General features: G+C 55.4%; 23 protein-coding genes. 15 read left to right on the forward strand and 8 right to left on the reverse strand.

Annotated features, from left to right (window positions below):
- Nucleotides 1–27 precede the first annotated feature (27 nt).
- From fhuC to fhuB, 3 genes are read left to right on the forward strand one after another with little or no spacing between them, the layout of a single operon-like run.
- Nucleotides 28–825: a Fe3+-hydroxamate ABC transporter ATP-binding protein FhuC gene (gene fhuC / locus ACQG0S_RS03935; RefSeq protein WP_022647093.1), complete on the forward strand. Its 798-nt coding sequence runs from the start codon at nt 28–30 to the stop codon at nt 823–825.
- A complete protein-coding gene (gene fhuD / locus ACQG0S_RS03940; protein WP_023299359.1) occupies nt 825–1,715 on the forward strand; it encodes a Fe(3+)-hydroxamate ABC transporter substrate-binding protein FhuD in 891 nt (296 codons plus the stop codon). Before fhuC ends, fhuD begins: the two co-directional genes overlap by 1 nt.
- Complete coding sequence (gene fhuB, locus ACQG0S_RS03945) at nt 1,712–3,694, forward strand: Fe(3+)-hydroxamate ABC transporter permease FhuB (RefSeq protein ID WP_032625558.1); 1,983 nt, start codon at nt 1,712–1,714, stop codon at nt 3,692–3,694. Before fhuD ends, fhuB begins: the two co-directional genes overlap by 4 nt.
- 93 nt (nt 3,695–3,787) lie before the next feature.
- Here the strand turns inward: fhuB and hemL are convergent, their stop codons facing one another.
- Nucleotides 3,788–5,068, reverse strand: coding sequence for a glutamate-1-semialdehyde 2,1-aminomutase (hemL, locus tag ACQG0S_RS03950; protein ID WP_048965719.1), 1,281 nt, complete (start codon nt 5,066–5,068; stop codon nt 3,788–3,790).
- A gap of 177 nt (nt 5,069–5,245) precedes the next feature.
- Here hemL and clcA point away from each other — a divergent pair, with 177 nt between their 5' ends.
- Together clcA and erpA are read left to right on the forward strand one after the other, a co-directional pair.
- Nucleotides 5,246–6,646 carry a H(+)/Cl(-) exchange transporter ClcA gene (clcA, locus tag ACQG0S_RS03955; RefSeq protein ID WP_426750042.1) on the forward strand — a complete coding sequence of 467 codons (1,401 nt, stop codon included), beginning with the start codon at nt 5,246–5,248 and terminating at the stop codon, nt 6,644–6,646.
- 85 nt (nt 6,647–6,731) lie between these two features.
- Nucleotides 6,732–7,076, forward strand: a complete 345-nt coding sequence (gene erpA, locus ACQG0S_RS03960; RefSeq protein WP_003856230.1) for an iron-sulfur cluster insertion protein ErpA — start codon at nt 6,732–6,734, stop codon at nt 7,074–7,076.
- 57 nt (nt 7,077–7,133) lie between these two features.
- Here erpA and ACQG0S_RS03965 read toward each other — a convergent pair whose 3' ends face one another.
- Genes ACQG0S_RS03965 through mtnN form a run of 3 tightly spaced genes read right to left on the reverse strand, consistent with a single transcriptional unit; the run spans nt 7,134 to nt 9,281 of the window.
- Complete coding sequence (locus tag ACQG0S_RS03965; RefSeq protein ID WP_003856227.1) at nt 7,134–7,757, reverse strand: TRIC cation channel family protein; 624 nt, start codon at nt 7,755–7,757, stop codon at nt 7,134–7,136.
- 23 nt (nt 7,758–7,780) lie between these two features.
- Nucleotides 7,781–8,590, reverse strand: a complete 810-nt coding sequence (btuF, locus tag ACQG0S_RS03970; RefSeq protein WP_048965721.1) for a vitamin B12 ABC transporter substrate-binding protein BtuF — start codon at nt 8,588–8,590, stop codon at nt 7,781–7,783.
- Nucleotides 8,583–9,281: a 5'-methylthioadenosine/S-adenosylhomocysteine nucleosidase gene (gene mtnN / locus ACQG0S_RS03975; RefSeq protein ID WP_003856223.1), complete on the reverse strand. Its 699-nt coding sequence runs from the start codon at nt 9,279–9,281 to the stop codon at nt 8,583–8,585. The genes btuF and mtnN overlap by 8 nt, the downstream gene beginning before the upstream one ends.
- 82 nt (nt 9,282–9,363) lie before the next feature.
- Here mtnN and dgt point away from each other — a divergent pair, with 82 nt between their 5' ends.
- The 3 genes from dgt (at nt 9,364) to ACQG0S_RS03990 (ending at nt 13,748) form a co-directional block, all read left to right on the forward strand.
- Entirely contained in the window at nt 9,364–10,878 is a 1,515-nt protein-coding gene (dgt, locus tag ACQG0S_RS03980; protein WP_023299363.1) for a dGTPase, read from the forward strand.
- Between the two features lie 132 nt (nt 10,879–11,010).
- Nucleotides 11,011–12,444: a serine endoprotease DegP gene (gene degP / locus ACQG0S_RS03985; protein ID WP_022647101.1), complete on the forward strand. Its 1,434-nt coding sequence runs from the start codon at nt 11,011–11,013 to the stop codon at nt 12,442–12,444.
- A 146-nt stretch (nt 12,445–12,590) separates the two neighbouring features.
- Nucleotides 12,591–13,748 (forward strand): CdaR family transcriptional regulator, encoded by a 1,158-nt coding sequence (locus ACQG0S_RS03990; RefSeq protein WP_003856217.1) that lies wholly within the window; start codon nt 12,591–12,593, stop codon nt 13,746–13,748.
- A gap of 89 nt (nt 13,749–13,837) precedes the next feature.
- On the opposite strand, the gene ACQG0S_RS03995 is transcribed toward ACQG0S_RS03990, so the two are convergent.
- The 4 genes from ACQG0S_RS03995 to map all read right to left on the reverse strand — a co-directional run bounded on the left by ACQG0S_RS03995 (nt 13,838) and on the right by map (nt 18,728).
- Entirely contained in the window at nt 13,838–14,227 is a 390-nt protein-coding gene (locus ACQG0S_RS03995; protein WP_022647102.1) for a DUF3461 family protein, read from the reverse strand.
- Nucleotides 14,228–14,338: 111 nt separating this feature from the next.
- The gene (gene dapD, locus ACQG0S_RS04000; protein ID WP_003856214.1) at nt 14,339–15,163 is read right to left on the reverse strand and encodes a 2,3,4,5-tetrahydropyridine-2,6-dicarboxylate N-succinyltransferase; all 825 of its coding nucleotides are present in this window, start codon (nt 15,161–15,163) and stop codon (nt 14,339–14,341) included.
- A 32-nt stretch (nt 15,164–15,195) separates the two neighbouring features.
- Entirely contained in the window at nt 15,196–17,871 is a 2,676-nt protein-coding gene (glnD, locus tag ACQG0S_RS04005; protein ID WP_032676702.1) for a bifunctional uridylyltransferase/uridylyl-removing protein GlnD, read from the reverse strand.
- A gap of 62 nt (nt 17,872–17,933) precedes the next feature.
- Nucleotides 17,934–18,728 carry a type I methionyl aminopeptidase gene (map, locus tag ACQG0S_RS04010; protein WP_022647104.1) on the reverse strand — a complete coding sequence of 265 codons (795 nt, stop codon included), beginning with the start codon at nt 18,726–18,728 and terminating at the stop codon, nt 17,934–17,936.
- Nucleotides 18,729–19,049: 321 nt separating this feature from the next.
- Here map and rpsB point away from each other — a divergent pair, with 321 nt between their 5' ends.
- From rpsB to cdsA, 7 genes are all read left to right on the forward strand, one after another.
- Nucleotides 19,050–19,775 carry a 30S ribosomal protein S2 gene (rpsB, locus tag ACQG0S_RS04015; protein WP_022647105.1) on the forward strand — a complete coding sequence of 242 codons (726 nt, stop codon included), beginning with the start codon at nt 19,050–19,052 and terminating at the stop codon, nt 19,773–19,775.
- A gap of 117 nt (nt 19,776–19,892) precedes the next feature.
- Entirely contained in the window at nt 19,893–20,744 is an 852-nt protein-coding gene (gene tsf, locus ACQG0S_RS04020; RefSeq protein WP_015572722.1) for a translation elongation factor Ts, read from the forward strand.
- Nucleotides 20,745–20,893: 149 nt separating this feature from the next.
- Nucleotides 20,894–21,619 carry a UMP kinase gene (gene pyrH, locus ACQG0S_RS04025; RefSeq protein WP_008501910.1) on the forward strand — a complete coding sequence of 242 codons (726 nt, stop codon included), beginning with the start codon at nt 20,894–20,896 and terminating at the stop codon, nt 21,617–21,619.
- Nucleotides 21,620–21,786: 167 nt separating this feature from the next.
- Nucleotides 21,787–22,344: a ribosome recycling factor gene (gene frr / locus ACQG0S_RS04030; protein WP_003856180.1), complete on the forward strand. Its 558-nt coding sequence runs from the start codon at nt 21,787–21,789 to the stop codon at nt 22,342–22,344.
- A gap of 92 nt (nt 22,345–22,436) precedes the next feature.
- A complete protein-coding gene (gene ispC / locus ACQG0S_RS04035; RefSeq protein ID WP_032625570.1) occupies nt 22,437–23,636 on the forward strand; it encodes a 1-deoxy-D-xylulose-5-phosphate reductoisomerase in 1,200 nt (399 codons plus the stop codon).
- Between the two features lie 185 nt (nt 23,637–23,821).
- Nucleotides 23,822–24,580 carry a (2E,6E)-farnesyl-diphosphate-specific ditrans,polycis-undecaprenyl-diphosphate synthase gene (gene ispU / locus ACQG0S_RS04040; protein WP_003856176.1) on the forward strand — a complete coding sequence of 253 codons (759 nt, stop codon included), beginning with the start codon at nt 23,822–23,824 and terminating at the stop codon, nt 24,578–24,580.
- A gap of 12 nt (nt 24,581–24,592) precedes the next feature.
- Nucleotides 24,593–25,450 carry a phosphatidate cytidylyltransferase gene (gene cdsA / locus ACQG0S_RS04045; protein ID WP_023299368.1) on the forward strand — a complete coding sequence of 286 codons (858 nt, stop codon included), beginning with the start codon at nt 24,593–24,595 and terminating at the stop codon, nt 25,448–25,450.
- Nucleotides 25,451–25,458: the final 8 nt, after the last annotated feature.

Below are 25,458 nucleotides of genomic sequence, written 5' to 3' on the forward strand. Positions count from 1 at the left end.
GTGCCCTTTTTATTTAAGTTGGCTGACATGCAGGATACTAAAACGCAATCCGACTCCACCTTCACGCTCAACAATCTCTCCTTTCGCGTACCCGGGCGCACCTTGCTGCATCCGCTCTCTTTGACGTTTCCCGCAGGTAAAGTGACCGGTTTAATCGGGCACAATGGTTCCGGTAAATCGACGCTGCTGAAGATGCTGGGCCGTCATCAGCCGCCGTCCGAGGGCGACATTCTGCTGGATGACCAGCCGCTGGCGAGCTGGAGCAGTAAGGCCTTTGCCCGCAAGGTGGCCTATCTGCCGCAGCAGTTGCCGCAGGCGGAGGGGATGACGGTGCGCGAGCTGGTGGCGATTGGACGTTATCCGTGGCACGGTGCGCTCGGGCGTTTTGGCGTTGCTGACAGAGAGAAAGTGGAAGAGGCGATCGCGCTGGTTGGGTTAAAACCGCTGGCGCACCGTCTGGTGGATAGCCTGTCCGGTGGCGAGCGTCAGCGCGCATGGATCGCGATGTTGGTAGCGCAGGACAGCCGCTGCCTGCTGCTCGACGAACCCACTTCAGCGCTGGATATTGCTCATCAGGTTGACGTCCTGGCGCTGGTGCATCGCTTAAGCCAGCAGCGCGGCCTGACGGTGATTGCCGTTCTGCATGATATCAACATGGCGGCACGCTACTGCGACTATCTGGTAGCGCTGCGCGGCGGTGAAATGATCGCTCAGGGTACGCCTGCCGAACTGATGCGCAGCGAAACGCTGGAACATATCTACGGTATTCCTATGGGCATTCTGCCTCACCCGGCTGGGGCTGCACCCGTGAGCTTTGTCTACTGATGCTGGATCCAACATTAATTAGCCGCCGTCGCCTGCTAACGGCCATGGCGCTCTCACCGCTGCTGTTAAAGATGGGCCCGGCCCGCGCTGCCGCAGTCGATCCGCACCGCATCGTGGCGCTGGAGTGGTTGCCCGTCGAACTGATGATGGCGCTGGGCGTGACGCCTTACGGTGTGGCCGATATTCCTAACTACACCCTGTGGGTGAATGAGCCAAAACTGCCGGACTCCGTCATCGACATCGGTCTGCGTACGGAGCCGAACCTCGAGCTTCTCACCCAGATGAAACCGTCTTATTTATTCTGGTCTGCGGGGTATGGCCCGTCGGAAGAGACCATGGCGAAGATTGCGCCCGGACGGGGCTTTTCCTTTAGCGACGGTAAAAAGCCGCTGACCATGGCAAAAAATTCCATCCACGAGATGGCGCAGTTCCTCAACCGTGAGGCTGAGGCGAAAAAACATCTCAATGAATTTGATGCGCTGATTGATTCCCTTAAGCCGCGCTTTGCCCACCGTGGCGATCGGCCTTTGCTGATGGTGACCCTGCTGGATGCCCGCCATATGCTGGTCTTTGGAAATAACTGTCTGTTCCAGGAAGTACTCGACAGCTTTGGCATTCGCAATGCCTGGGAAGGCGAGATGACATTCTGGGGCAGTACCGCCGTGGGGATTGACCGCCTGGCGGCGTTTCGTGATGTGGACGTGCTGTGCTTTGACCACGGCAATGAGCGCGAAATGCAAACCCTGATGGCGACTCCGCTCTGGCAGGCAATGCCGTTCGTCCGCGAGCAGCGCTTCCTGCGCGCGCCAGCGGTATGGTTCTACGGCGCGACGCTGTCGGCCATGCATTTTGCCCGCGTGCTGGACAATGCACTGGGAGGCAAGGCATGAGCACGCGTATGGCCCGTTTCCCGATGTTACTGTTAGCGCTCATTTTTCTGGCTGCCCTGGCATTAACCGGCTTTAACCTGACCACGGCATTACCGCGCGATCAGTGGGCAGCCGCGTTTGCCGCACCGGATATCGACAATATTCAGCAAATGCTGTTCCACTACAGCCTGCTGCCGCGTCTGGCTATCTCCCTGCTGGTCGGGGCGGGACTGGGACTGGTGGGCGTACTGTTTCAGCAGGTGCTACGTAACCCGCTGGCGGAGCCAACCACGCTGGGCGTGGCGACGGGGGCTCAGCTGGGGATCACCATCACCACGCTCTGGACCCTGCCGGGAGCGTTAACCTCGCAGTTTGCCGCGCTGGCAGGCGCATGCGTGGTCGGTGCGCTGGTCTTTGGCGTAGCCTGGGGAAAACGTCTCTCACCGGTCACGCTGATCCTCGCGGGGCTGGTCGTCAGCCTCTACTGTGGGGCGATCAACCAGCTGCTGGTGCTGTTTCACCACGACCAGCTGCAAAGCATGTTTATGTGGAGTACCGGCACGCTCACCCAGACCGACTGGAGTATCGTCCAGCGCCTGTGGCCGCAGCTGTTTGGCGGCGTGGTGCTGACGCTGCTGCTGCTGCGTCCGCTCACGCTGATGGGCCTTGATGACGGCGTGGCGCGCAATCTCGGGCTGGCGCTGTCGCTGGCCCGTCTGGCGGCCCTGACCCTGGCGATTGTGCTGAGCGCGTTACTGGTTAACGCCGTCGGCATCATCGGTTTTATCGGCCTGTTTGCGCCATTGCTGGCAAAAATGCTCGGCGCGCGCCGTCTGCTGGCGCGTCTGATGCTGGCGCCGCTGATTGGTGCGCTGATCCTCTGGCTTTCCGATCAGCTCATTCTCTGGCTGGCGCGCGTCTGGATGGAAGTTTCCACGGGCTCGGTGACGGCCCTGATCGGCGCGCCGCTGCTGCTGTGGCTGCTGCCGCGCCTGCGCAGCATTAGCGCTCCGGCGATGGATGCCGGCGATAAAGTGCATGCCGAGCGTCAGTCGGTGGTGTGGTTCAGCCTTGCCGGGCTGGCAGTGCTGGTTATCGCCTCGTTTGCCGCACTCTCGCTGGGACGCGACGCCACGGGCTGGCACTGGGCAACGGGGGATTTGCTGCATGAACTCATGCAGTGGCGCTGGCCGCGGATTTTCTCCGCGCTGATTGCGGGCGTCATGCTGGCGGTGGCGGGCTGTATTATCCAGCGTCTCACCGGCAACCCGATGGCAAGCCCGGAAGTATTAGGGATCAGCTCCGGGGCCGCGTTTGGCGTAGTGTTGATGTTGTTCCTCGTACCGGGAAATGCGTTCGGCTGGCTGATGCCTGCCGGGAGTATCGGTGCGGCAGTCACGCTGATGATTATCCTGATCGCCTCCGGGCGAGGTGGTTTCTCACCTCACCGCATGCTGCTGGCCGGGATGGCGCTCAGCACCGCGTTTACTATGCTGCTGATGATGTTGCAGGCGAGCGGCGATCCGCGCATGGCGCAGATCCTGACATGGATTTCCGGTTCAACATACAACGCCACCGGCAGTCAGGTGGTGCATACCGGGATTGTGATGATCGTGCTGCTGGCGATTGTGCCGCTGTGCCGCCGCTGGATGACCATTCTGCCGCTGGGTGGGGATACCGCCCGCGCGGTCGGGGTGGCGCTGACGCCAACGCGCATTGCGCTGTTGCTGCTGGCCGCGTGCCTGACGGCGACGGCCACCATGACTATCGGCCCGCTCAGTTTTGTCGGATTAATGGCGCCGCATATCGCCCGTATGATGGGTTTCCGCAGGACTTTGCCGCATATCGTGATCTCTGCGCTGACGGGCGGGGCGATCCTGGTCTTTGCTGACTGGTGCGGAAGGATGGTGCTGTTCCCGTATCAGATCCCGGCGGGCCTCCTGTCGACCTTTATCGGCGCGCCTTACTTTATTTATCTGTTGAGAAAGCAGAGTCGGTAATAAAAGTAAACGGCAATCCTTAGATTGCCGTTTTAGTGTTTGCTCCCTCTCCCTGTGGGAGAGGGTTGGGGTGAGGGCATCAAGCCGCACATTTTACAGCTTCGCAAATACCTTACGCGCTGCGTCGATGGTGTTATTGATATCTTCTTCGCTGTGCGCCACGGACATAAAGCCTGCTTCAAACGCTGACGGGGCAAGATACACGCCTTCTTCCAGCATCAGGTGGAAGAAGCGTTTGAAGCGTTCCACGTCGCATTTCACCACGTCCTGATAGCAGGTCACGGTTTTCGCATCGGTGAAGAAAATCCCGAACATCCCGCCCACGTGGTTCACCACCAGTGGAATACCCGCATCTTCTGCGGCTTCCAGCAAACCGTTTGCCAGTTGCGTCGTCCGGTCCGTCAAGGTTTCGTGGATACCCGGCTGCGCCACTTCGGTCAGACAGGCAAAGCCCGCCGCCATCGCAATCGGGTTACCGGAGAGCGTACCCGCCTGGTAAACCGGACCGGTTGGCGCCAGCACGTCCATGACGTCCTTACGTCCACCGAACGCGCCGACAGGCATGCCGCCGCCAATGATTTTGCCGAGGCAGGTCAGATCCGGCTCCACGCCATAATAAGACTGGGCACCCGCCAGCGCCACGCGGAAGCCGGTCATCACTTCGTCGATGATCAGCAGCGCGCCGAACTCATCGCACAGGGCGCGCAGGCCCGGCAGGAAGTCAGGCTGCGGTGGGATACAGTTCATGTTGCCCGCAACTGGCTCAACGATGATGCAGGCGATCTCCTGCGGATACTGCTCGAACGCGGCGCGAACGGTGTTCAGATCGTTATAGGTGCAGGTCAACGTGTGTTTCGCGAAATCAGCCGGCACCCCCGGGGAGTTCGGCTGGCCGAGGGTCAGCGCGCCGGAACCGGCTTTCACCAGCAGACAGTCGGCATGGCCGTGATAACAACCTTCGAACTTGATGATCTTGTCACGGCCGGTAAAACCGCGCGCCAGACGGATAGCGCTCATGGTCGCTTCGGTACCGGAGTTCACCATACGCACCATGTCCATCGTTGGCACCAGTTCGGTGACCAGCTCCGCCATTTTGACTTCCATCTCGGTTGGCGCACCGAAGCTCAGGCCGCGCTGAGCGGCTTCAATCACCGCGTTGCGGATCGCCGGGTGGTTATGCCCCAGTACCATCGGGCCCCAGGAGCCGACGTAATCGACATAGGCTTTACCATCCACATCATACAGATATGCACCATCCGCACGTTCGATAAACAGCGGGGTGCCACCCACGCCGGTAAAGGCGCGCACGGGTGAGTTCACGCCGCCTGGGATTAGCTCGCGGGCTGCGCTGTAGAGGTTTTCAGACTTGCTCATGGCGTCGTTCCTGGTTCGTAGAAATGAGTTAAGGCAACTATTCTAAGTGATTCGGAAGAGGTTATAAAATTTTTGCCCCATAGAAGGCTTAACAATTGTTAAGTATTTTTCAGGGGACGAGGGGATTGTCTCTGGTAGAATCCCTGCGGCCTTTTGTATGACGAAACAGAACAGGTAATGAACGAGAACACGCCTTCTTTTGAACAACAACAGTTTACGCGCGCGAAGCACCGGGTCAGTATCCGGCGGCTGCTCAACCGTGACAAAACCCCGTTAGCCATTCTGGTGGCAGCCGCCGTTGTGGGCACGCTGGCCGGGCTGGTAGGCGTCGCGTTTGAGAAAGCCGTCAATGCGGTGCTCAACTGGCGCATAGGCACCGTCGCCAGCTTCGCGGATCGTGAATGGCTGGTCTGGGTGTGGGCCTTTGGCCTTTCGGCCCTGTTTGCCATGGTGGGCTATTTTCTGGTGCGTAAATTCGCACCTGAAGCAGGTGGCTCGGGGATCCCTGAAATTGAGGGGGCGCTGGAAGAGCTACGCCCGGTTCGCTGGTGGCGCGTGCTTCCTGTGAAATTTATCGGCGGGATGGGAACGCTCGGAGCGGGCATGGTGCTCGGTCGGGAAGGACCAACGGTACAGCTGGGCGGTAACGTCGGGCGCATGGTCGGCGATCTGTTCCGTATGCGCAGCGCCGAAGCGCGCCATACGCTGCTGGCAACGGGGGCGGCGGCCGGGCTGTCTGCCGCGTTTAACGCGCCGCTGGCGGGTATCCTGTTTATCATTGAAGAGATGCGCGCCCAGTTCCGCTACAACCTGATCTCCATTAAAGCGGTGTTTACCGGCGTGATTATGTCGAGCATTGTCTTTCGCGTCTTTAACGGCGAAGGGGCGGTGATTGAAGTTGACAAGCTAACTAATGCGCCGGTCAATACTTTGTGGCTGTATCTGATTCTTGGGATGATTTTTGGCGTCGTTGGCCCGCTTTTTAACACCCTGATTTTACGGGCGCAGGATATGTTTCAGCGCATCCATGGCGGAAATACCACGAAATGGGTGCTGGTGGGGGGCCTGCTTGGTGGCGTGTGCGGGATCCTCGGTTTTATCGAACCGAATGCGGCGGGCGGCGGTTTCGGTCTGATTCCCATTGCCGCGGCGGGGAATTTCAGCGTAGGCCTGTTGCTGTTTATGTTTATTTCACGCGTCATCACCACGGTATTGTGCTTCTCCTCTGGTGCCCCGGGCGGCATTTTCGCCCCGATGCTGGCGCTGGGGACGCTGCTGGGTACGGCGTTCGGGATGGCGGCGGCGGCAGGCTTCCCGGCCTACCATCTGGATGCGGGAACGTTTGCGGTTGCGGGAATGGGGGCGCTGCTGGCGGCCTCCCTGCGTGCGCCGCTGACCGGGATCGTGCTGGTGCTGGAAATGACCGACAATTACCAGCTCATTTTGCCAATGATCATTACCTGCCTCGGCGCGACACTATTAGCCCAATTCCTGGGTGGAAAACCGCTATACTCCACCATTCTTGCCCGTACCCTGGCGAAACAGGAAGCTGAACAGGCCCTGAAGCAGAATACTTGAATGAATTACCAGGGTATTAGATAATGACAAAAAGAATTGGGTGATTTTTACCCAATAGCAGTCGCAGTATTCATGGGAGCATAAGATGAGTGATGACGTAGCGTTGCCGCTGGAATTTACCGAAGCAGCAGCGAAAAAAGTGAAAACCCTGATTGCCGACGAGGACAATCCGGATCTGAAACTGCGTGTTTATATTACCGGCGGCGGCTGTAGTGGCTTCCAGTATGGTTTTACCTTTGACGACCAGGTTAACGATGGTGATATGACTATCGAGAAACAGGGCGTCGCGCTGGTGGTTGATCCGATGAGCCTGCAATATCTGGTGGGCGGTTCAGTGGACTACACTGAAGGTCTGGAAGGTTCGCGCTTTGTGGTGACTAACCCGAATGCGACCAGCACCTGCGGGTGTGGTTCTTCATTCAGTATTTAACCTGAATGCAAATTGTAGGCCCGGTAAGCGAAGCGCCACCGGGCTTATAAACGATACCTATCTTGAATTTTCATCCAGTGCAAACGTCGGCAGCTTCAGGTGCCAGCGTATCGCCGCTAAACGGATCACCAGCGTTACCACCATCCCCAGCATCGCCGCGTTTTCCAGCGGGACAGCAAAGGTATAATACGCCGTGGCGTGAACAATCCCCCCGATGATACAGGCCGTCGCGTAGATTTCCGTTCGCAGGATCATCGGGACTTCTCGCGCCAGAATGTCGCGAATAATCCCTCCGCCCACGCCGGTCAACACGCCCATACAGATCGCCACCAGCGGGCCAGTCCCGGCAATAAAGGCTTTATTCACGCCTATTCCCACAAAGACCGCCAGACCGACGGCATCCAGCACTGGCAATATCCATTTTGGTAGTCTGCGAGGCTGACGAACCAGCACGATGGTTAACAGGCAGGTGACCATCGCCACCACCAGATCCGTTGGATCTTTTACCCAGAATACCGGGCCGTTTGCCAGCGCCATATCGCGAATCGTTCCGCCGCCTACCGCCGTAACGACGCCGAGCACCAGTACGCCAAAAGGATCCATGCGTAGTTTTCCGGCAAGCAAAACGCCGGAGATCGCAAAAACGGCTGTGCCAAGAATATCCAGCCAATACACGAGCATCGTTAAATCCTCGAATAGGGTATTTATCTGTTTGAGTGACTCTCTGCCAGTTCGGCGCAGAGTTGTTTTGCGGCGAGGATAATACGCGGGCTGGCGCGTTCAAACCAGTCGCTGTTGAGTGCGATGACCGGAATTTTAAGCTGCCGATGCCAGAATTGTTCTATTTTAGGAATCTCGCTCGCATTTCCGACCACCACAATGGCCTGCGGTTGTCGCGCCAGAACCTGCTCACGACTGACCTGCGGCCAGGGGACCCGGCTTTCAGCAAAGATATTTTCACCTCCACAGATCTCAAGCACCTGGTTCTGGATCGAGCCTTTCCCGGTAGTGAACAGCGGCTGGCTGCCAAATTGCAGAAAAACGCGTTGTTTCGGTTGCGTGCCGTATTGGGTTTTTAGCGCAGCATAGTCGTTGAGCATCTGCTGTGCAGCGTGCTCGGCGCGTTGGGGGGTAGGGCTGAAGGGCGCGAGGTCACGGAGGGTTTGCGCCACCTGTTCGATGCTCACCGCATCTACCCATTTTACCGTTATTCCCAGCGAAGAGAGCTGGTCCACCTGTCGTTCGGCATTACCGCCGCGCCAGGCAAGAACCAGATCGGGCTTCAGCGCCACGATGCGTTCCAGGTTCATTCCCTGCCAGGTGGCAACCTGTTCGAGATGGGCGGCCTGCGGTGGATAATCGGAAAAGCTGCTCACCGCAACGGGCGTAATCCCGGCGGCAAACGCCAGTTCCGTATTGGCAGGGGAGAGTGTGATCACCCGTGGCGCGGCGATGAGCCAGGCCGGGGCGAGCAGAAGCAGGGCGACCAGCGCCCTGAATGACACCTTACCCACGCGCCAGTTTCTGCACCAGGGTTTCCACCATCACGGTGGACTGTTTGGCCGCAACGGCCAGGAACTCGTCGAAGCTGATGTGGGACTGCTGGTCCGCCACGTCAGAGATCGCGCGAACAACCACGAACGGCACGCTGAAGTTATGGCACACGTGCGCAATGGCCGTGGCTTCCATCTCAACGGCCACAGCCTGCGGGAAGTTATGACGGATTTTCGCCAGACCAACAGAGCCGTTGATAAAGGCATCGCCGCTGACGATCAGGCCACGCACCGCATTGAGGTTCAGCTCGTTAATGCAGCTTTCAGCGGCGGCAATCAGCTTATCATCCGCTTTAAACCCGGCCGGGCAGCCCGGAAGCTGACCATATTCGTAGCCGAATGCGGTGACATCTGCATCGTGGTAACGCGCTTCGTCGGAAACCACGATATCGCCCACTTTCAGCGTCGGCGCCAGACCGCCCGCCGAACCTGTATTAATGATAACGTCAGGCTTGCAGCGCTCAAGCAGCAGGGTCGCGCCCAGTGCCGCTGCAACTTTACCGATGCCTGATTTCAGCAGAGCCACGTCAACGCCGTTCAGCTGGCCGGTGTAGATCTCACAGCCACCGAGGGAGAGGGTCTGACGGTTCTCAATTTTGTCACGCAGCAGCGTAACTTCTTCTTCCATTGCACCAATAATGCCGATTTTCATAGATTTACTCGCGATGTGCCTTGTTAAGATGCATAGTCTATCATGCGGTTAAGGGGAAACGCATTCTCACGCGGGGGAGCACATGGCACCAATCGATTTTCGCACCAAAATTAACTGGCACCGACGTTTCCGTTCGCCGCAGGGCGATAAGAGCGAACATGAGATCCTGCGCATTTTTGAAAGCGATCGCGGACGCATCATCAATTCGCCCGCCATCCGCCGGTTACAGCAAAAAACCCAGGTGTTCCCGCTGGAGCGTAACGCCGCGGTGCGTACGCGGTTAACGCACTCCATGGAAGTGCAGCAGGTGGGGCGCTACATTGCAAAAGAGATCCTCAGCCGTCTTAAAGAGCAACGTCTGCTGGAAACCTACGGGCTGGATGAACTGACCGGGCCGTTCGAAAGCATCGTTGAGATGGCCTGCCTGATGCACGATATCGGCAATCCTCCCTTTGGTCATTTCGGCGAGGCCGCCATCAATGACTGGTTTAAACAGCGGCTTTTTCCCTCTGACGCCATAAGCCAGCCGCTCAGCGATGACCGCTGTGTGGTACGCGATTTACGCCTGCGTGAGGGCGAAGATAGCCTGAACGATCTGCGCCGCAAGGTGCGTCAGGATCTGTGTCATTTCGAAGGTAACGCGCAGGGGATCCGTCTGGTGCACTCCCTGATGCGCATGAATCTGACCTGGGCGCAGGTGGGCTGTATTCTTAAATACACGCGTCCCGCGTGGTGGATGGGGGAAACGCCTGCCACCCATAGCTACCTGATGAAAAAACCGGGCTATTACCTGTCGGAAGAAGCGTACATTGAACGGTTGCGTAAAGAACTTTCGCTAACGCCGAATGGCCGTTTTCCATTGACGTGGATTATGGAAGCGGCTGATGACATTTCTTATTGCGTGGCCGATCTGGAAGACGCAGTGGAAAAAAGAATATTCAGCGTCGAGGAGCTGTATCAGCATCTTCACGATGCCTGGGGAGAGCATGAAAAAGGTTCTCTGTTTGCACAGGTCGTCGAGAATGCCTGGGATAAATCGCGTTCAAATTCGCTGAGCCGCAGTACCGAAGATCAGTTCTTTATGTATTTGCGGGTCAATACGCTGAATAAACTGGTGCCGTATGCGGCCGCCCGTTTCATTGATAATTTGCCGATGATATTTAGCGGGGAATTTAATCACGCCCTGCTGGAAGATGAGAGCAGTTTTAGTCAGCTGCTTGAATTATATAAAAACGTGGCTGTTCGCCATGTTTTCAGCCACCCGGATGTCGAACAGCTGGAGCTGCAAGGATACCGGGTTATCAGCGGGTTGCTGGAAATTTATGGCCCGCTGCTCCAGCTGACGGTCGATGAGTTTTGCGAGCTGGTCGAAAATGAACGTGTTCGCCGCCTGCCGATTGAATCTCGTCTCTATCAGAAGCTTTCAACCCGTCACCGGCTGGCATACATTGAGGCCGTCAGTAAAATAGATCGTCATTCTTCCCAATGGCCAGTCATGGAATATTATTATCGCTGTCGTCTTATCCAGGACTATATCAGCGGGATGACAGATTTGTATGCCTGGGATGAATACCGCAAGCTTATGGCCGTTGAATAAGCCATGAGTTTTGTAAAGACGACCAATAAATTTTTACTTTTTCCATAAACTTAATCCCGGAACTAAGCGGTATAAAACGAATCTGAGTTACACAGCAATTTTGCGTTATCTGGTAAATCGAGATTGAGAAACATGAAAAAAACCACATTAGCAATGAGTGCACTGGCTCTGAGTTTAGGTTTAGCGTTGTCCCCTCTGGCGACGGCGGCCGAGACAGCTTCCTCGGCAGCGACTGCGCAGCAGATGCCAAGCCTGGCCCCGATGCTCGAAAAAGTGATGCCATCGGTGGTGAGTATTAACGTTGAGGGCAGCACAACCGTCAATACGCCGCGTATGCCGCGTAATTTCCAGCAGTTCTTCGGCGACAATTCGCCATTCTGCCAGGACGGTTCGCCATTCCAGAGCTCCCCGTTCTGTCAGGGCGGCGGCGCAGGGGATGACGGTCAGGGCGGCGGCCAGCAGCAGAAATTCATGGCACTCGGCTCGGGCGTTATTATTGATGCAGCGAAAGGCTACGTGGTGACCAATAACCACGTGGTAGATAATGCTAACACCATTAAGGTTCAGATGAGCGATGGCCGTAAATTCGATGCCAAAGTGGTCGGTAAAGACCCGCGCTCCGATATCGCACTGATTCAAATTCAGGATCCGAAGAACCTGACGGCGATTAAGCTTGCCGACTCTGACGCGCTGCGCGTGGGTGACTACACTGTCGCCATCGGTAACCCGTTTGGTCTGGGCGAAACCGTGACCTCGGGTATCGTCTCCGCGCTGGGACGTAGCGGCCTGAATGCGGAAAACTATGAAAACTTCATCCAGACGGATGCGGCCATTAACCGTGGTAACTCCGGCGGTGCGCTGGTTAACCTGAACGGTGAACTGATCGGTATCAACACCGCTATCCTGGCACCGGACGGTGGCAACATCGGTATCGGCTTTGCTATCCCGAGCAACATGGTGAAAAACCTGACTGCGCAGATGGTGCAATATGGACAGGTGAAACGCGGTGAGCTGGGTATCATGGGGACCGAGCTGAACTCCGAGCTGGCGAAAGCGATGAAAGTGGACGCTCAGCGCGGCGCATTCGTGAGCCAGGTCATGCCGAACTCTTCAGCGGCGAAAGCCGGCATTAAAGCGGGTGACGTGATCACCTCTCTGAACGGTAAACCGATCAGCAGCTTTGCCGCCCTGCGTGCGGAAGTGGGTTCTATGCCAATCGGCAGTAAAGTGACCCTCGGCCTGCTGCGTGAAGGTAAGCCAGTTAACGTGAGCCTGGAACTGCAACAGAGCAGTCAGAATCAGGTGGATTCCAGCACCATCTTCAGCGGTATTGAAGGTGCTGAGATGAGCAACAAAGGGGCAGATAAAGGCGTGGTGGTGAACAACGTGAAAGCGAACTCACCTGCTGCCCGTATCGGCCTGAAAAAAGGTGATGTGATCATGGGCGCTAACCAGCAGCCGGTGAAAAACATCGCTGAACTGCGCAAAATTCTCGACAGCAAGCCGTCCGTGCTGGCACTGAATATTCAGCGTGGTGATACCTCTATTTATCTCCTGATGCAGTAATCTTCTTAAGCCCCTGTACGCAGGGGCTTTCTTTTTTCTGTGACCTTTCCCACAACTCCATACATCTCTCTCTGCCTTTGGGCATCTGCACAATGCAGCCTTAGCTGAACTTCCCTATGCTTGAGCTCTGCTCACGGGAGGGTTATATGGCTGGCTGGCATCTTGATACCAAAATGGCGCAGGATATCGTGGCGCGCACCATGCGAATCATCGATACCAATATCAACGTAATGGACGCCCGAGGGCGCATTATCGGCAGCGGCGATCGTGAGCGTATTGGTGAATTGCACGAAGGGGCGTTGCTGGTGCTCTCTCAGGGGCGCGTGGTCGACATTGATGACGCCGTGGCGAAACATCTGCACGGGGTCCGTCAGGGGATCAACCTGCCGCTGCGTCTGGAAGGAGAGATTGTTGGCGTTATCGGTCTGACCGGCGATCCTGAATCGCTGCGTAAATACGGCGAGCTGGTCTGCATGACGGCGGAGATGATGCTGGAGCAGTCGCGTCTGATGCACCTGCTCGCCCAGGACAGCCGCCTGCGTGAAGAGCTGGTGATGAATTTGATCCAGGCGGAGGAGCACACGCCTGCCCTGAGCGAGTGGGCGCAGCGTCTGGGTATCGACCTGAATCAGCCGCGCGTGGTCGCCGTTATTGAGGTGGATAGCGGCCAGCTTGGCGTGGACAGCGCCATGGTGGAGCTACAGCAGCTGCAAAATATGCTGGCGACGCCGGAGCGAAACAACCTGGTGGCAATCGTCTCTTTGACGGAAATGGTGGTGCTCAAGCCTGCGCTTAATCAGTTTGGCCGCTGGGACGCGGAAGATCATCGTCGCCGCGTTGAGCTGCTCATCGAGCGCATGAAGGAGAACGGACAGCTCCGTTTTCGCGTCGCGCTGGGAAATTACTTTACCGGGCCGGGAAGTATCGCCCGTTCATGGCGAACGGCGCGCACTACCATGATGGTGGGTAAACAGCGCATGCCGGAGAGCCGCAGTTATTTCTATCAGGATCTGATGCTGCCGGTTCTGCTCGACAGCCTGCGCGGTGGCTGGCAGGCCAACGAGCTGGCGCGCCCGCTTGTGCGTCTGAAAGCGATGGACAACAACGGGCTGCTGCGCCGCACGTTGCAGGCGTGGTTCCGGCATAACGTGCAGCCGCTGGCAACGTCAAAAGCGCTGTTTATTCACCGTAATACGCTGGAGTATAGGTTAAACCGGATCTCGGAACTGACGGGGCTGGATTTAGGGAATTTTGACGACCGGCTACTGCTGTATGTGGCGTTGCAGCTGGATGAACAAAGATGATGCTTTTTGCCGGGTGGCGGCTTCGCTTTACCCTGACTACATGCGTTCGTAGGCCCGGTAAGCGAAGCGCCACCGGGCAATAAAACGGCTCATTTGTTACGCGTCAATTTCTCAAGATCAGCTTCAATTTCGCTGATCTTATGGGTAACAACACTTTCCAGGTGACGCAGGTCGTCAAGGATCTTACGTTTCAGATCGACTTCGCTGCGATCGCGCTGGCAGATTTGATCGAGTTCGTCGATAACGTAGCGCAGGTTAGGGCTGATTTCCTGTACTTCTTTATATCCCTGACCGATACCGTCAGCGACAACGGTCTTACGCTGGCGTGGGTATTTAAATTTCACGCTTTTGGCGAAGAACTCTCCTTTGTCCTTGTGAAAATAGATTTTCAAAATATCGTTATTGGCTTCCTGGCGGAGACTATAACGATCAATTTCATCAGGATTGGTAATGCCCAGACTTTTCAGATTATCGTACATAGCGGTACCCTTGATCTCAACATAACCTATGAATAATTAACGAAAAAATCTATTTTCGCCACCTTCGGATATAAAAAAAGCGGGGTTGCCCCCGCTTTTTGTTATACCCGATTAATCGATGGTGCGCAGCAGTTCATTGATGCCCACTTTACCGCGCGTTTTCGCATCCACTTTTTTCACGATGACCGCGCAGTACAGGCTGTATTTGCCATCTTTAGACGGCAGATTGCCGGAAACCACAACGGAACCGGCTGGAACGCGGCCGTAGTGAATTTCACCGGTTTCGCGATCGTAAATACGGGTGCTCTGGCCAATGTACACGCCCATGGAGATCACAGAACCTTCTTCGACGATCACGCCTTCAACCACTTCGGAACGTGCGCCGATGAAGCAGTTGTCTTCGATGATGGTTGGGTTAGCCTGAAGTGGCTCCAGAACGCCACCAATGCCGACGCCGCCGGACAGGTGAACATTTTTACCGATCTGCGCGCAGGAGCCGACGGTAGCCCAGGTGTCCACCATGGTGCCTTCGTCAACGTAGGCGCCGATGTTCACGTAGGATGGCATCAGCACGGTGTTGCGTGCGATGAATGCCCCCTGACGAACGGCTGCCGGTGGTACTACGCGGAAGCCCTCTTTCTGGAAGCGCGCTTCGTCGTAATCCGCAAATTTCATTGGCACTTTATCGAAGTAGCGGCTTTCTGCTCCGTCGATAACCTGGTTATCGTTGATACGGAAAGAGAGCAGCACAGCTTTCTTCAGCCATTGATGAGTAACCCACTGACCGTCGATTTTTTCTGCCACGCGCAGCGCGCCGGAATCCAGCAGGGAAATAACCTGGTTTACCGCTTCACGGGTCACGGTATCCACATTTGCCGGAGTGATGTCGGCGCGACGCTCAAAAGCGGACTCAATAACGTTCTGTAACTGCTGCATTGTTTACTCTTTCCATTTCACTAAAAAACACGTCACCCTTTATCGTTTGGATTGAGGGCTGCTGTCAACCGTTGTTGCACTTCAAGTTGCAGGTCATTATTAAGGGCACGCCGGTCGGCCGTCGCGATTATAAATAAATCTTCTACTCGTTCGCCAATGGTTGTAATTCGGGCGCCGTGAAGCGAAATTCCCAGATCGGCAAAAACCTGGCCGACGCGGGCGAGCAGCCCTGGCTGGTCGAGCGCAATCAGCTCAAGGAACGATTTACGGTCGGTATGGGTCGGCAGGAAATTGACCTCGGTATCGACGGTAAAGTGGCGCAGTTTTGCTGGCTGACGTCGCGGCTGCGGAGGTTGCCAGCTGCGCTGCGTAATCGCCTGCTCGAGGCCAAAGCGTATCCCCTCATGCCTGTCCGACGACAGCGGGCTGCCGTCCGGCTCCAGTACAATAAAGGTGTCCATCGCCATGCCGTCGCGGGTGGTAAAAATCTGCGCGTCGTGAACGCTCAGGTTACGCCTGTCCAGTTCGGCGCAGACCGCCGCAAACAAATAAGGCCGGTCCGGGCTCCAGATAAAGATCTCCGTTCCGCCACGCGTGGCCTGCGGGCTGAGCAGAATCATTGGTTTCGTCAGGTCGTGCTTCAGCAGATGCCGGGCGTGCCAGGCAAGCTGGTTTGGGCTGTGGCGCACAAAGTAGTTGGCGCGACAGCGCGCCCAAATCTGATGTAGTGCCTCTTCGTTAATGTTATCCATGCGCAACAGGGCAAGCGCCTGCAACTGGTGGTGGCGCACGCGCTCGCGCATATCCGGGGTGTTCTGCATCCCGCGACGCAGCTGTTTTTCGGTGGCGAAGTACAGTTCGCGCAGCAGGCTCTGCTTCCAGCTGTTCCACAGGGTTTCGTTGGTAGCGCAGATATCGGCTACCGTCAGGCAGACCAGGTAGCGCAGGCGGTTCTCCGTTTGCACTTCCTCGGCGAACTGCTTGATCACTTCCGGATCCTGAATATCACGACGCTGAGCGGTAACCGACATCAGCAGATGATGGCGAACCAGCCAGGCAATAAGCTGCGTCTCACGTGAGTTCAGGCCGTGCAGCTCGGCAAATTTCAGCACGTCCTGGGCACCGAGTACGGAGTGGTCGCCGCCGCGACCTTTGGCGATATCATGGAACAGGGCGGCGATCAGGATCAGTTCGGGGTGAGAGAGGCGCGGCCACAAATCAACGCACAGCGGATGGCGGGATCGCGTCTCTTCTCTGGCAAAACTTTCCAGCTTGAGCATGACGCGGATCGTGTGCTCATCCACCGTATAGGCGTGAAACAGGTCGAACTGCATCTGCCCGACAATATGCGACCACTGTGGCATATAGGCCCACAATACACTGTGTCGGTGCATCGGCAGCAGACCGCGGCTGACGGCGCCCGGATGACGAAGCATGCTCAGGAATAGCGAGCGCGCCTCCGGGATGTAACACAGCGGCTGCTTCAGATGACGCCGCGCATGGCGTAAATGGCGAAGGGTAGTGGAGTAGATCCCGGTGATCGTGCTGTTGCGCACCATGGTATAGAACATTCGCAGGATCGCTTCCGGCTCGCGGATGAACAGCGTTTCGTCGCGAAGATCGATCAGCGTGCCGCGCAGCTGAAATTCGTCATCAATCGGACGCGGTTTTTCGTCTGCCGTCAGCGCGAGGATCGCCTCATCGAACAGCTGTAACAGCATCTGGTTCAGCTCAGAGACGCGGCGAGTGACGCGGAAGAAATCCTTCATCATTTGCTCGACCGGCTCGTTGCCCTCGCCCTGGTAATTCAGGCGCTGCGCCACGCTAAGCTGCCGGTCAAACAGCAGGCGGTTATCGTAGCGGGTGACCTCCAGGTGCAGCGCAAAACGGATGCGCCAGAGCAGATGCAGGCACTCGTTGAGTTCGTTACGTTCGGCTTCGGTCAGAAAACCAAAACCGACCATTTCGTCCAGCGAGGTGGCCCCAAAATGGCGACGGGCGACCCATTGCAGCGTGTGGATATCGCGCAGGCCACCGGGGCTGCTTTTAATATCCGGTTCGAGATTATAGCTGGTGCCGTGATAGCGCTGGTGGCGCTGGTTTTGTTCTTCGACTTTCGCGGCGAAGAATTTTTCTGAAGGCCAGAAGCCGTCGCTAAAGATGTGCTTTTGCAGTTCGAGGAACAGCGCCACGTCGCCAATCAGCAGGCGGGTTTCAATTAAATTGGTAGCGACGGTCAGGTCAGATAACCCTTCCAGCAGACACTCTTCCAGCGTGCGCACGCTGTGACCCACTTCCAGCTTCACGTCCCAGAGCAGGGTCAACAGCTCACCGATTTTCTGCGCCCGATCGTCCGGCAGTTTTTTACGGCTTAAGATTAGCAGGTCGATATCAGAGAGCGGATGCAGTTCACCCCGGCCATATCCGCCGACAGCAACCAGCGCGACGTCGCTCACCTGCCCGAAACCGTAGTCGATCCACAGACGTTGCAGGAGCTGGTCGATAAATTCGGTGCGCGCTTCAATGAGCTGTTCGGCTGAGACGCCTGCATCAAATGCGCTACCCAGCCAGCGATGGAAAACCGCCATATGGGATTTGATATGCGCGCAGGTCAGCTCATGCGGTGGCCAGACGCCCGGGTTGTCAGGCTGGTCGGGGAGGGTGGGAAGTGCTGTGTTAGCATACTGTTCGGGTAAGAGATTACTCATCGTGCGCCACCCATAAGAAAAAGCTATCGCCATTAAAAAAGCCGGCATTCGCCGGCTTCTTATCACTCAATGTTCGTCAGTATCGCCGGGATGGTGTCATCCTTGCGCAACGTCATAATTTCGCAGCCGTTGTCTGTAACCACAATAGTATGCTCGTACTGGGCAGACAAGCTTCTGTCTTTGGTTTTTACCGTCCAGCCATCTTTCATGGTACGGATGCGGTAATCGCCCGCGTTGACCATTGGCTCAATAGTGAAGGTCATGCCTTTTTGCAGCACTACGCCACCGTCGTCTGCATCATAGTGCAGAACTTGCGGTTCTTCATGGAACACACGACCAATACCGTGACCGCAATATTCACGCACCACGGAGAAACCTTCCGCTTCCACAAACTTCTGGATTGCGGCGCCGATGGTGCGCAGGCGGATGCCTGGCTTCACCATTTTCAGCGCCAGGTAGAGGCTGTCCTGGGTGACTTTACACAGGCGCTCGCCCAGAATCGTTGGCTTGCCAACGATGAACATCTTAGAGGTGTCACCGTGGTAGTCGTCTTTAATGACGGTCACGTCGATGTTGACGATGTCGCCATCTTTCAGCAGCTTCTCGTCATCCGGAATGCCGTGGCAAACCACTTCATTAATAGAGATGCAGACGGATTTTGGAAAACCGTGATAGCCAAGGCAGGCGGAGACCGCGTGCTGCTCGTTGACGATATAGTCGTTACAGATGCGATCCAGTTCGCCAGTGCTGACGCCCGGTTTCACAAACGGTTCGATCATTTCAAGCACGTCAGCGGCCAGACGACCGGCGACGCGCATCTTTTCAATTTCTTCAGGTGTCTTAATAGAGATAGCCATGTAATCTGTCCATCGGTGTCGATTTTTTCGACAATACTAGTGTAAGTGTTGTCAATGGTATCAGTCAGGCGCACCCCGTGCCAAATTGAGAATCATTAACAGCACACTCCGCCAACAATTATTGGTTTCTGGCCGTGTTTTGTGATATAAAGCGCGCCGGACTTCCGATCCATCTCAGATACACAGGCTGGACGGGAGCGACAAATCTCACTTTGTGTAACAACACACACGTATCGGCACATATTCCGGGGTGCCCTTCGGGGTCGGTAATATGGGATACGTGGAGGCATAACCCCAACTTTCAATATAGAGGTTTTAAACATGGCAACTGTTTCCATGCGCGACATGCTCAAGGCTGGTGTTCACTTCGGTCACCAGACCCGTTACTGGAACCCGAAAATGAAGCCTTTCATCTTCGGCGCACGTAACAAAGTTCACATCATCAACCTTGAGAAGACTGTACCAATGTTCAACGAAGCCCTGGCTGAGCTGAGCAAGATCTCTTCCCGTAAAGGTAAGATTCTGTTCGTTGGTACTAAGCGCGCTGCAAGCGAAGCTGTGAAAGATGCTGCTAACAGCTGCGACCAGTTCTTCGTGAACCATCGCTGGTTGGGCGGCATGCTGACCAACTGGAAAACTGTTCGTCAGTCCATCAAGCGCCTGAAAGATCTGGAAACCCAGTCTCAGGACGGTACTTTCGATAAGCTGACTAAGAAAGAAGCGCTGATGCGCACTCGTGAACTGGACAAGCTGGAAAACAGCCTGGGCGGTATCAAAGATATGGGCGGCCTGCCAGACGCGCTGTTCGTAATCGATGCAGACCACGAGCACATCGCAATCAAAGAAGCTAACAACCTGGGTATCCCGGTATTCGCTATCGTTGATACCAACTCCGATCCGGACGGTGTTGACTTCGTTATCCCGGGTAACGACGACGCAATCCGTGCTGTTAGCCTGTACCTGAGCGCTGTAGCTGCTACCGTTCGTGAAGGCCGTTCCCAGGATCTGGCTTCTCAGGCGGAAGAAAGCTTCGTAGAAGCTGAATAATAAGGTTTTACCCCTTATTAGTACCGTGTATGAATAGGGGCCCATTATCGGCCCCTTTTTTCAATTTATACTGTTTGGCTCCCGGCCGGGCAGTTCACATCTCCCGAGGATTTAAGAATGGCTGAAATTACCGCATCCCTGGTAAAAGAGCTGCGTGAGCGTACTGGCGCAGGCATGATGGATTGCAAAAAAGCGCTGACCGAAGCGAACGGCGACATCGAGCTGGCAATCGAAAACATGCGTAAATCCGGTGCGATCAAAGCAGCTAAGAAAGCAGGCAACGTTGCTGCTGACGGCGTGATCATCACCAAAATCGACGGCAACTACGGCATCATTCTGGAAGTTAACTGCCAGACTGACTTCGTTGCTAAAGATGCTGGTTTCCAGGCATTTGCTAACAAAGTTCTGGACGCAGCGGTTGCAGGCAAAATCACTGACGTTGAAGTGCTGAAAGCACAGTTCGAAGAAGAGCGTGTTGCGCTGGTTGCTAAAATCGGTGAGAACATCAACATCCGTCGCGTATCTTCCCTGGAAGGCGATGTTCTGGGCTCTTACCAGCACGGCGCGCGTATCGGTGTTCTGGTTGCGGCTAAAGGCGCTGACGAAGAGCTGGTTAAACAGCTGGCAATGCACATCGCTGCAAGCAAACCAGAATTCGTTAAGCCAGAAGACGTGTCTGCTGAAGTGGTAGAGAAAGAGTACCAGGTTCAGCTGGACATCGCGATGCAGTCTGGTAAGCCAAAAGAAATCGCAGAGAAAATGGTTGAAGGCCGCATGAAGAAATTCACCGGCGAAGTTTCTCTGACTGGCCAGCCTTTCGTAATGGATCCAAGCAAGTCTGTTGCTCAGCTGCTGAAAGAGCACAACGCTGACGTGACTGGCTTCATCCGCTTCGAAGTGGGCGAAGGCATCGAGAAAGTTGAGACTGACTTCGCAGCAGAAGTTGCTGCCATGTCCAAGCAGTCTTAATGATTGAAAAGGAGCCGCCTGAGGGCGGCTTCTTTTTGTCACCCGTCTCACGAAATCAGACAGGCTCCAGTATCGCTGTGCTGATTTGCGACATATCATGTCGCCAGAATTAACCCCATCTTAATCGTTGACAGTCTCAGGAAAGAAACATGGCTACCAATGCAAAACCCGTGTACAAACGCATTCTGCTTAAGCTGAGTGGCGAAGCGCTGCAAGGATCGGAAGGCTTCGGTATTGACGCAAGCATCCTTGATCGCATGGCACAGGAAATCAAAGAACTGGTCGAACTGGGTATTCAGGTTGGCGTGGTCATTGGCGGTGGCAACCTTTTCCGTGGTGCTGGTCTGGCGAAAGCGGGGATGAACCGCGTAGTGGGCGACCACATGGGGATGCTGGCAACCGTGATGAATGGCCTGGCGATGCGTGATGCGCTTCATCGCGCCTATGTGAACGCTCGCCTGATGTCCGCTATTCCTTTGAATGGCGTATGCGACAACTACAGCTGGGCAGAGGCTATCAGCCTGCTGCGCAACAACCGCGTGGTGATCCTCTCCGCCGGTACGGGTAACCCGTTCTTTACCACCGATTCCGCAGCCTGCCTGCGCGGTATCGAAATCGAAGCCGATGTGGTGCTGAAAGCGACCAAAGTAGATGGCGTGTTTACTGCCGACCCGGCAAAAGATCCTTCCGCGACCATGTACGATCAGCTGAGCTACAGCGAAGTGCTGGATAAAGAGCTGAAAGTGATGGATCTTGCCGCCTTCACGCTGGCTCGCGACCATAAACTGCCGATCCGTGTTTTCAACATGAACAAGCCTGGCGCGCTGCGTCGCGTCGTGATGGGCGAAAAAGAAGGCACTTTGATCACGGAATAATTTCCGTCGGCGATAAATACAGGTAAGATTCCGCTTTACTTTGTAGTGGTATCTTACCTGGACGCGCCTTTGGCGCTGTCATGAATTAAACGCGACTATACTTAGCACACCTGTAGCGCTGTGCTGGCGGATAGTCTGCCTGAGACAAGTTTTCAAGGATTCGTATCGTGATTAACGACATCAGAAAAGATGCTGAAGTACGCATGGACAAATGCGTAGAAGCGTTCAAAAACCAAATCAGCAAAATCCGTACTGGCCGTGCTTCCCCAAGCCTGCTGGATGGCATCATCGTAGAATACTACGGTACGCCTACGCCACTGCGTCAGCTGGCGAGCGTGACAGTAGAAGATACCCGTACCCTGAAAATCAACGTGTTCGATCGCTCAATGAGCCCGGCCGTTGAAAAAGCGATCATGGCTTCTGACCTGGGCCTGAACCCAAGCTCAGCGGGCGCGGATATTCGTGTTCCACTGCCTCCGCTGACGGAAGAGCGTCGTAAAGACCTGATCAAAGTCGTTCGCGGTGAAGCAGAGCAGGGTCGCGTTTCCGTGCGTAACGTGCGTCGCGATGCGAACGATAAAGTGAAAGCCCTGCTGAAAGAAAAAGAGATCAGCGAAGACGACGATCGTCGTTCTCAGGACGACATTCAGAAAATGACCGACGCGGCGATCAAGAAAATTGATGCGGCGCTGGCAGAAAAAGAAGCGGAACTGATGCAGTTCTGATTTTCGCTATACACTGATAAACGCCGTTCAGAAGGACATTGAGTCTTGCTGGCGGCGTTTTGCTTTTATCTGGTCTAACTTTTGGGCATCTCATGAAGCATCTCACTCTCCTCGGCTCGACCGGCTCTATCGGTTGCAGCACTCTCGACGTCGTACGTCATAATCCCGACAGCTACACCGTGACCGCACTTGTGGCCGGAAAAAACGTGCAGCGAATGGTCGAACAGTGCATGGAGTTTACCCCTCGTTTTGCGGTGATGGATGATGAAGAGAGCGCCCGCCAGGTGAAAGCGCTGTTGCAGGAGAAGGGCTGTCGTACCGAAGTGCTCAGCGGGCAACAGGCGGCTTGCGATATAGCCTCGCTTGATGAAGTTGATCAGGTAATGGCGGCAATCGTCGGGGCGGCGGGTCTTCTGCCGACGCTTGCCGCTATTGATGCGGGAAAAGATGTTCTGCTTGCAAATAAAGAGTCGCTGGTCACCTGCGGACGCCTCTTTATGGAGGCGGTAAAACAGCGTGGGGCGCGTCTTTTGCCGGTCGATAGCGAGCACAACGCGATTTTTCAGAGTTTACCCCAACCTTTTCAACAAAACCTGGGGTACGCTGACCTGGAGCAGAATGGCGTTGTGTCGATTCTGCTTACCGGGTCTGGTGGCCCGTTCCGTGAAACGCCACTGTCTGAATTGAGCGCAATGACGCCGGATCAGGCGTGTCGTCATCCGAATTGGTCAATGGGGCGTAAGATCTCCGTCGATTCGGCCACCATGATGAATAAAGGTCTGGAATACATTGAAGCTCGCTGGCTGTTCAATGCGTCGGCGAAACAGATGGAAGTGCTGATCCACCCGCAGTCGGTGATTCACTCTATGGTGCGCTATCAGGACGGCAGCGTGCTGGCCCAGTTGGGCGAGCCGGATATGCGTACGCCTATTGCTCATACGATGGCGTGGCCAAACCGCGTAAAATCGGGCGTTAAGCCTCTCGATTTTTGCAAGCTGAGTTCACTGACGTTTAGCGAGCCTGATTACGACCGTTATCCCTGCCTGAAACTGGCGATGACGGCCTTCGATCAGGGGCAGGCGGCGACAACGGCGCTTAATGCCGCCAATGAAGTGACCGTTGAAGCATTCCTGAATCAGCAGATCCGCTTTACTGATATCGCCGCGTTGAATTTATCCGTGCTGGAGATGATGGATTTGCGTGAGCCGCAGAGTGTGGAAGAGGTGCTGGCCGTGGATGAACAGGCACGTATTGTTGCGCGTAAACAGGTGACACGTCTCGCAAGCTGGTGATAAAGCAAGCACTAGTCGTCGTGCTATTTGTTAGCGTTGGGCTTCAGTGATATAGTCTGCGCCACCTGATCGCAGGTATTTGGCTTTAAGTGGTCAGGTAAGCCGTGGTATGACACGGCTTTTTTATGTATAGGCTTCAGTATTCCTGTGTACCGTTAAATCCTTTCAGGGACTAAAAACGCGTTATGTTGTCTGCGAATCAACCAATAAGCGAAAACTTGCCAGCACATGGCTGTCGCCATGTTGCAATCATCATGGATGGCAATGGCCGCTGGGCGAAAAGACAAGGGAAGATACGAGCCTTTGGGCATAAAGCCGGGGCGAAATCTGTTCGCCGCGCCGTTTCTTTTGCCGCCAATAACGGCATTGATGCGTTAACGCTCTATGCTTTTAGCAGTGAAAACTGGAATCGACCTGCGCAAGAAGTGACTGCGTTGATGGAACTGTTCGTGTGGGCGCTCGATAGTGAAGTAAAAAGCCTGCACCGCCACAACGTCCGCTTGCGTATTATTGGCGAAACCAGTCGTTTTAACTCACGTTTGCAGGAACGGATTCGCAAAGCTGAAGCGCTGACGGAAAATAATACCGGCCTGACGCTCAATATCGCGGCGAATTACGGCGGACGCTGGGATATTATCCAGGGGGTTCGGCATTTGGCTGAGCAGGTTCAGGAAGGGCTGTTAAGACCCGACCAGATTGATGAAGAGGCGCTGAGTCAGCAAATCTGCATGAATGAACTGGCTCCCGTGGATTTGGTTATAAGGACAGGGGGGGAGCATCGCATAAGTAACTTTTTGCTGTGGCAAATTGCCTACGCTGAACTTTACTTTACGGATGTTCTTTGGCCAGATTTTGATGAACAAGACTTTGAAGGTGCGCTGCATGCCTTTGCCAATCGAGAGCGTCGTTTCGGCGGCACCGAGCCTGGTGGCGATAACGCCTGATGGGGGTAGCTTTTGCTGAAGTATCGCCTGATTTCCGCTTTTGTATTAATACCCGTCGTTATCGCAGCGCTGTTTTTACTGCCTCCGGTGGGATTCGCTATTGTTACGTTGGTGGTGTGTATGCTCGCCGCGTGGGAATGGGGGCAGCTTAGCGGCTTTACCTCGCGCACTCAGCGGGTATGGCTGGCGGTACTCTGTGGTTTTTTACTGGCCCTGATGCTGTATACCTTGCCTGAATATCATCACGATGTTCACCAGCCGCTGGTTGCCGGATCCTTATGGATATCGCTGGCCTGGTGGATTGCTGCGCTTGTTTTAGTGCTTTTCTACCCGGGCTCTGCGGCGATCTGGCGTAACTCTAAAGTGTTGCGCCTTATTTTTGGTCTGCTCACGATTGTTCCGTTCTTCTGGGGTATGGTTGCGCTGCGCGCCTGGCACTATGACGAAAACCACTACAGCGGCGCAATATGGCTGCTTTATGTGATGATTCTCGTCTGGGGGGCTGACTCCGGAGCCTATATGTTTGGTAAACTGTTTGGCAAACATAAACTGGCGCCAAAGGTTTCTCCGGGCAAAACCTGGCAAGGTTTCATCGGCGGCCTGTTTACGGCAGCGATTATCTCCTGGGGCTATGGCGTCTGGGCGAATCTTGAGGTTGCCCCCTCCACGCTGCTGATATGTTCGATTTTCGCGGCGCTGGCATCGGTACTGGGTGATTTAACCGAGAGCATGTTTAAGCGTGAAGCAGGGATTAAGGACAGTGGTCACCTGATTCCAGGACATGGCGGAATACTGGATCGCATTGACAGCCTTACCGCGGCTGTTCCCGTATTTGCTTGCCTGCTTTTACTGGTGTTTGGGACGATATAACGGAAGGT

It is taken from the genome of Enterobacter cloacae complex sp. 418I7 (genome assembly GCF_050030705.1).
GTDB lineage: Bacteria > Pseudomonadota > Gammaproteobacteria > Enterobacterales > Enterobacteriaceae > Enterobacter > Enterobacter intestinihominis.

Excerpts from the sequence above, each read along its gene's own strand:
- fhuC (WP_022647093.1), top strand. The coding sequence starts at position 28 with ATGCAGGATACTAAAACGCAATCCGACTCCACCTTCACGCTCAACAAT.
- fhuD (WP_023299359.1), top strand. The coding sequence starts at position 825 with ATGCTGGATCCAACATTAATTAGCCGCCGTCGCCTGCTAACGGCCATG.
- fhuB (WP_032625558.1), top strand. The coding sequence starts at position 1,712 with ATGAGCACGCGTATGGCCCGTTTCCCGATGTTACTGTTAGCGCTCATT.
- hemL (WP_048965719.1), bottom strand. The coding sequence starts at position 5,068 with ATGAGCAAGTCTGAAAACCTCTACAGCGCAGCCCGCGAGCTAATCCCA.
- clcA (WP_426750042.1), top strand. The coding sequence starts at position 5,246 with ATGAACGAGAACACGCCTTCTTTTGAACAACAACAGTTTACGCGCGCG.
- erpA (WP_003856230.1), top strand. The coding sequence starts at position 6,732 with ATGAGTGATGACGTAGCGTTGCCGCTGGAATTTACCGAAGCAGCAGCG.
- ACQG0S_RS03965 (WP_003856227.1), bottom strand. The coding sequence starts at position 7,757 with ATGCTCGTGTATTGGCTGGATATTCTTGGCACAGCCGTTTTTGCGATC.
- mtnN (WP_003856223.1), bottom strand. The coding sequence starts at position 9,281 with ATGAAAATCGGCATTATTGGTGCAATGGAAGAAGAAGTTACGCTGCTG.
- dgt (WP_023299363.1), top strand. The coding sequence starts at position 9,364 with ATGGCACCAATCGATTTTCGCACCAAAATTAACTGGCACCGACGTTTC.
- degP (WP_022647101.1), top strand. The coding sequence starts at position 11,011 with ATGAAAAAAACCACATTAGCAATGAGTGCACTGGCTCTGAGTTTAGGT.
- ACQG0S_RS03990 (WP_003856217.1), top strand. The coding sequence starts at position 12,591 with ATGGCTGGCTGGCATCTTGATACCAAAATGGCGCAGGATATCGTGGCG.
- ACQG0S_RS03995 (WP_022647102.1), bottom strand. The coding sequence starts at position 14,227 with ATGTACGATAATCTGAAAAGTCTGGGCATTACCAATCCTGATGAAATT.
- dapD (WP_003856214.1), bottom strand. The coding sequence starts at position 15,163 with ATGCAGCAGTTACAGAACGTTATTGAGTCCGCTTTTGAGCGTCGCGCC.
- glnD (WP_032676702.1), bottom strand. The coding sequence starts at position 17,871 with ATGAGTAATCTCTTACCCGAACAGTATGCTAACACAGCACTTCCCACC.
- map (WP_022647104.1), bottom strand. The coding sequence starts at position 18,728 with ATGGCTATCTCTATTAAGACACCTGAAGAAATTGAAAAGATGCGCGTC.
- rpsB (WP_022647105.1), top strand. The coding sequence starts at position 19,050 with ATGGCAACTGTTTCCATGCGCGACATGCTCAAGGCTGGTGTTCACTTC.
- tsf (WP_015572722.1), top strand. The coding sequence starts at position 19,893 with ATGGCTGAAATTACCGCATCCCTGGTAAAAGAGCTGCGTGAGCGTACT.
- pyrH (WP_008501910.1), top strand. The coding sequence starts at position 20,894 with ATGGCTACCAATGCAAAACCCGTGTACAAACGCATTCTGCTTAAGCTG.
- ispC (WP_032625570.1), top strand. The coding sequence starts at position 22,437 with ATGAAGCATCTCACTCTCCTCGGCTCGACCGGCTCTATCGGTTGCAGC.
- ispU (WP_003856176.1), top strand. The coding sequence starts at position 23,822 with ATGTTGTCTGCGAATCAACCAATAAGCGAAAACTTGCCAGCACATGGC.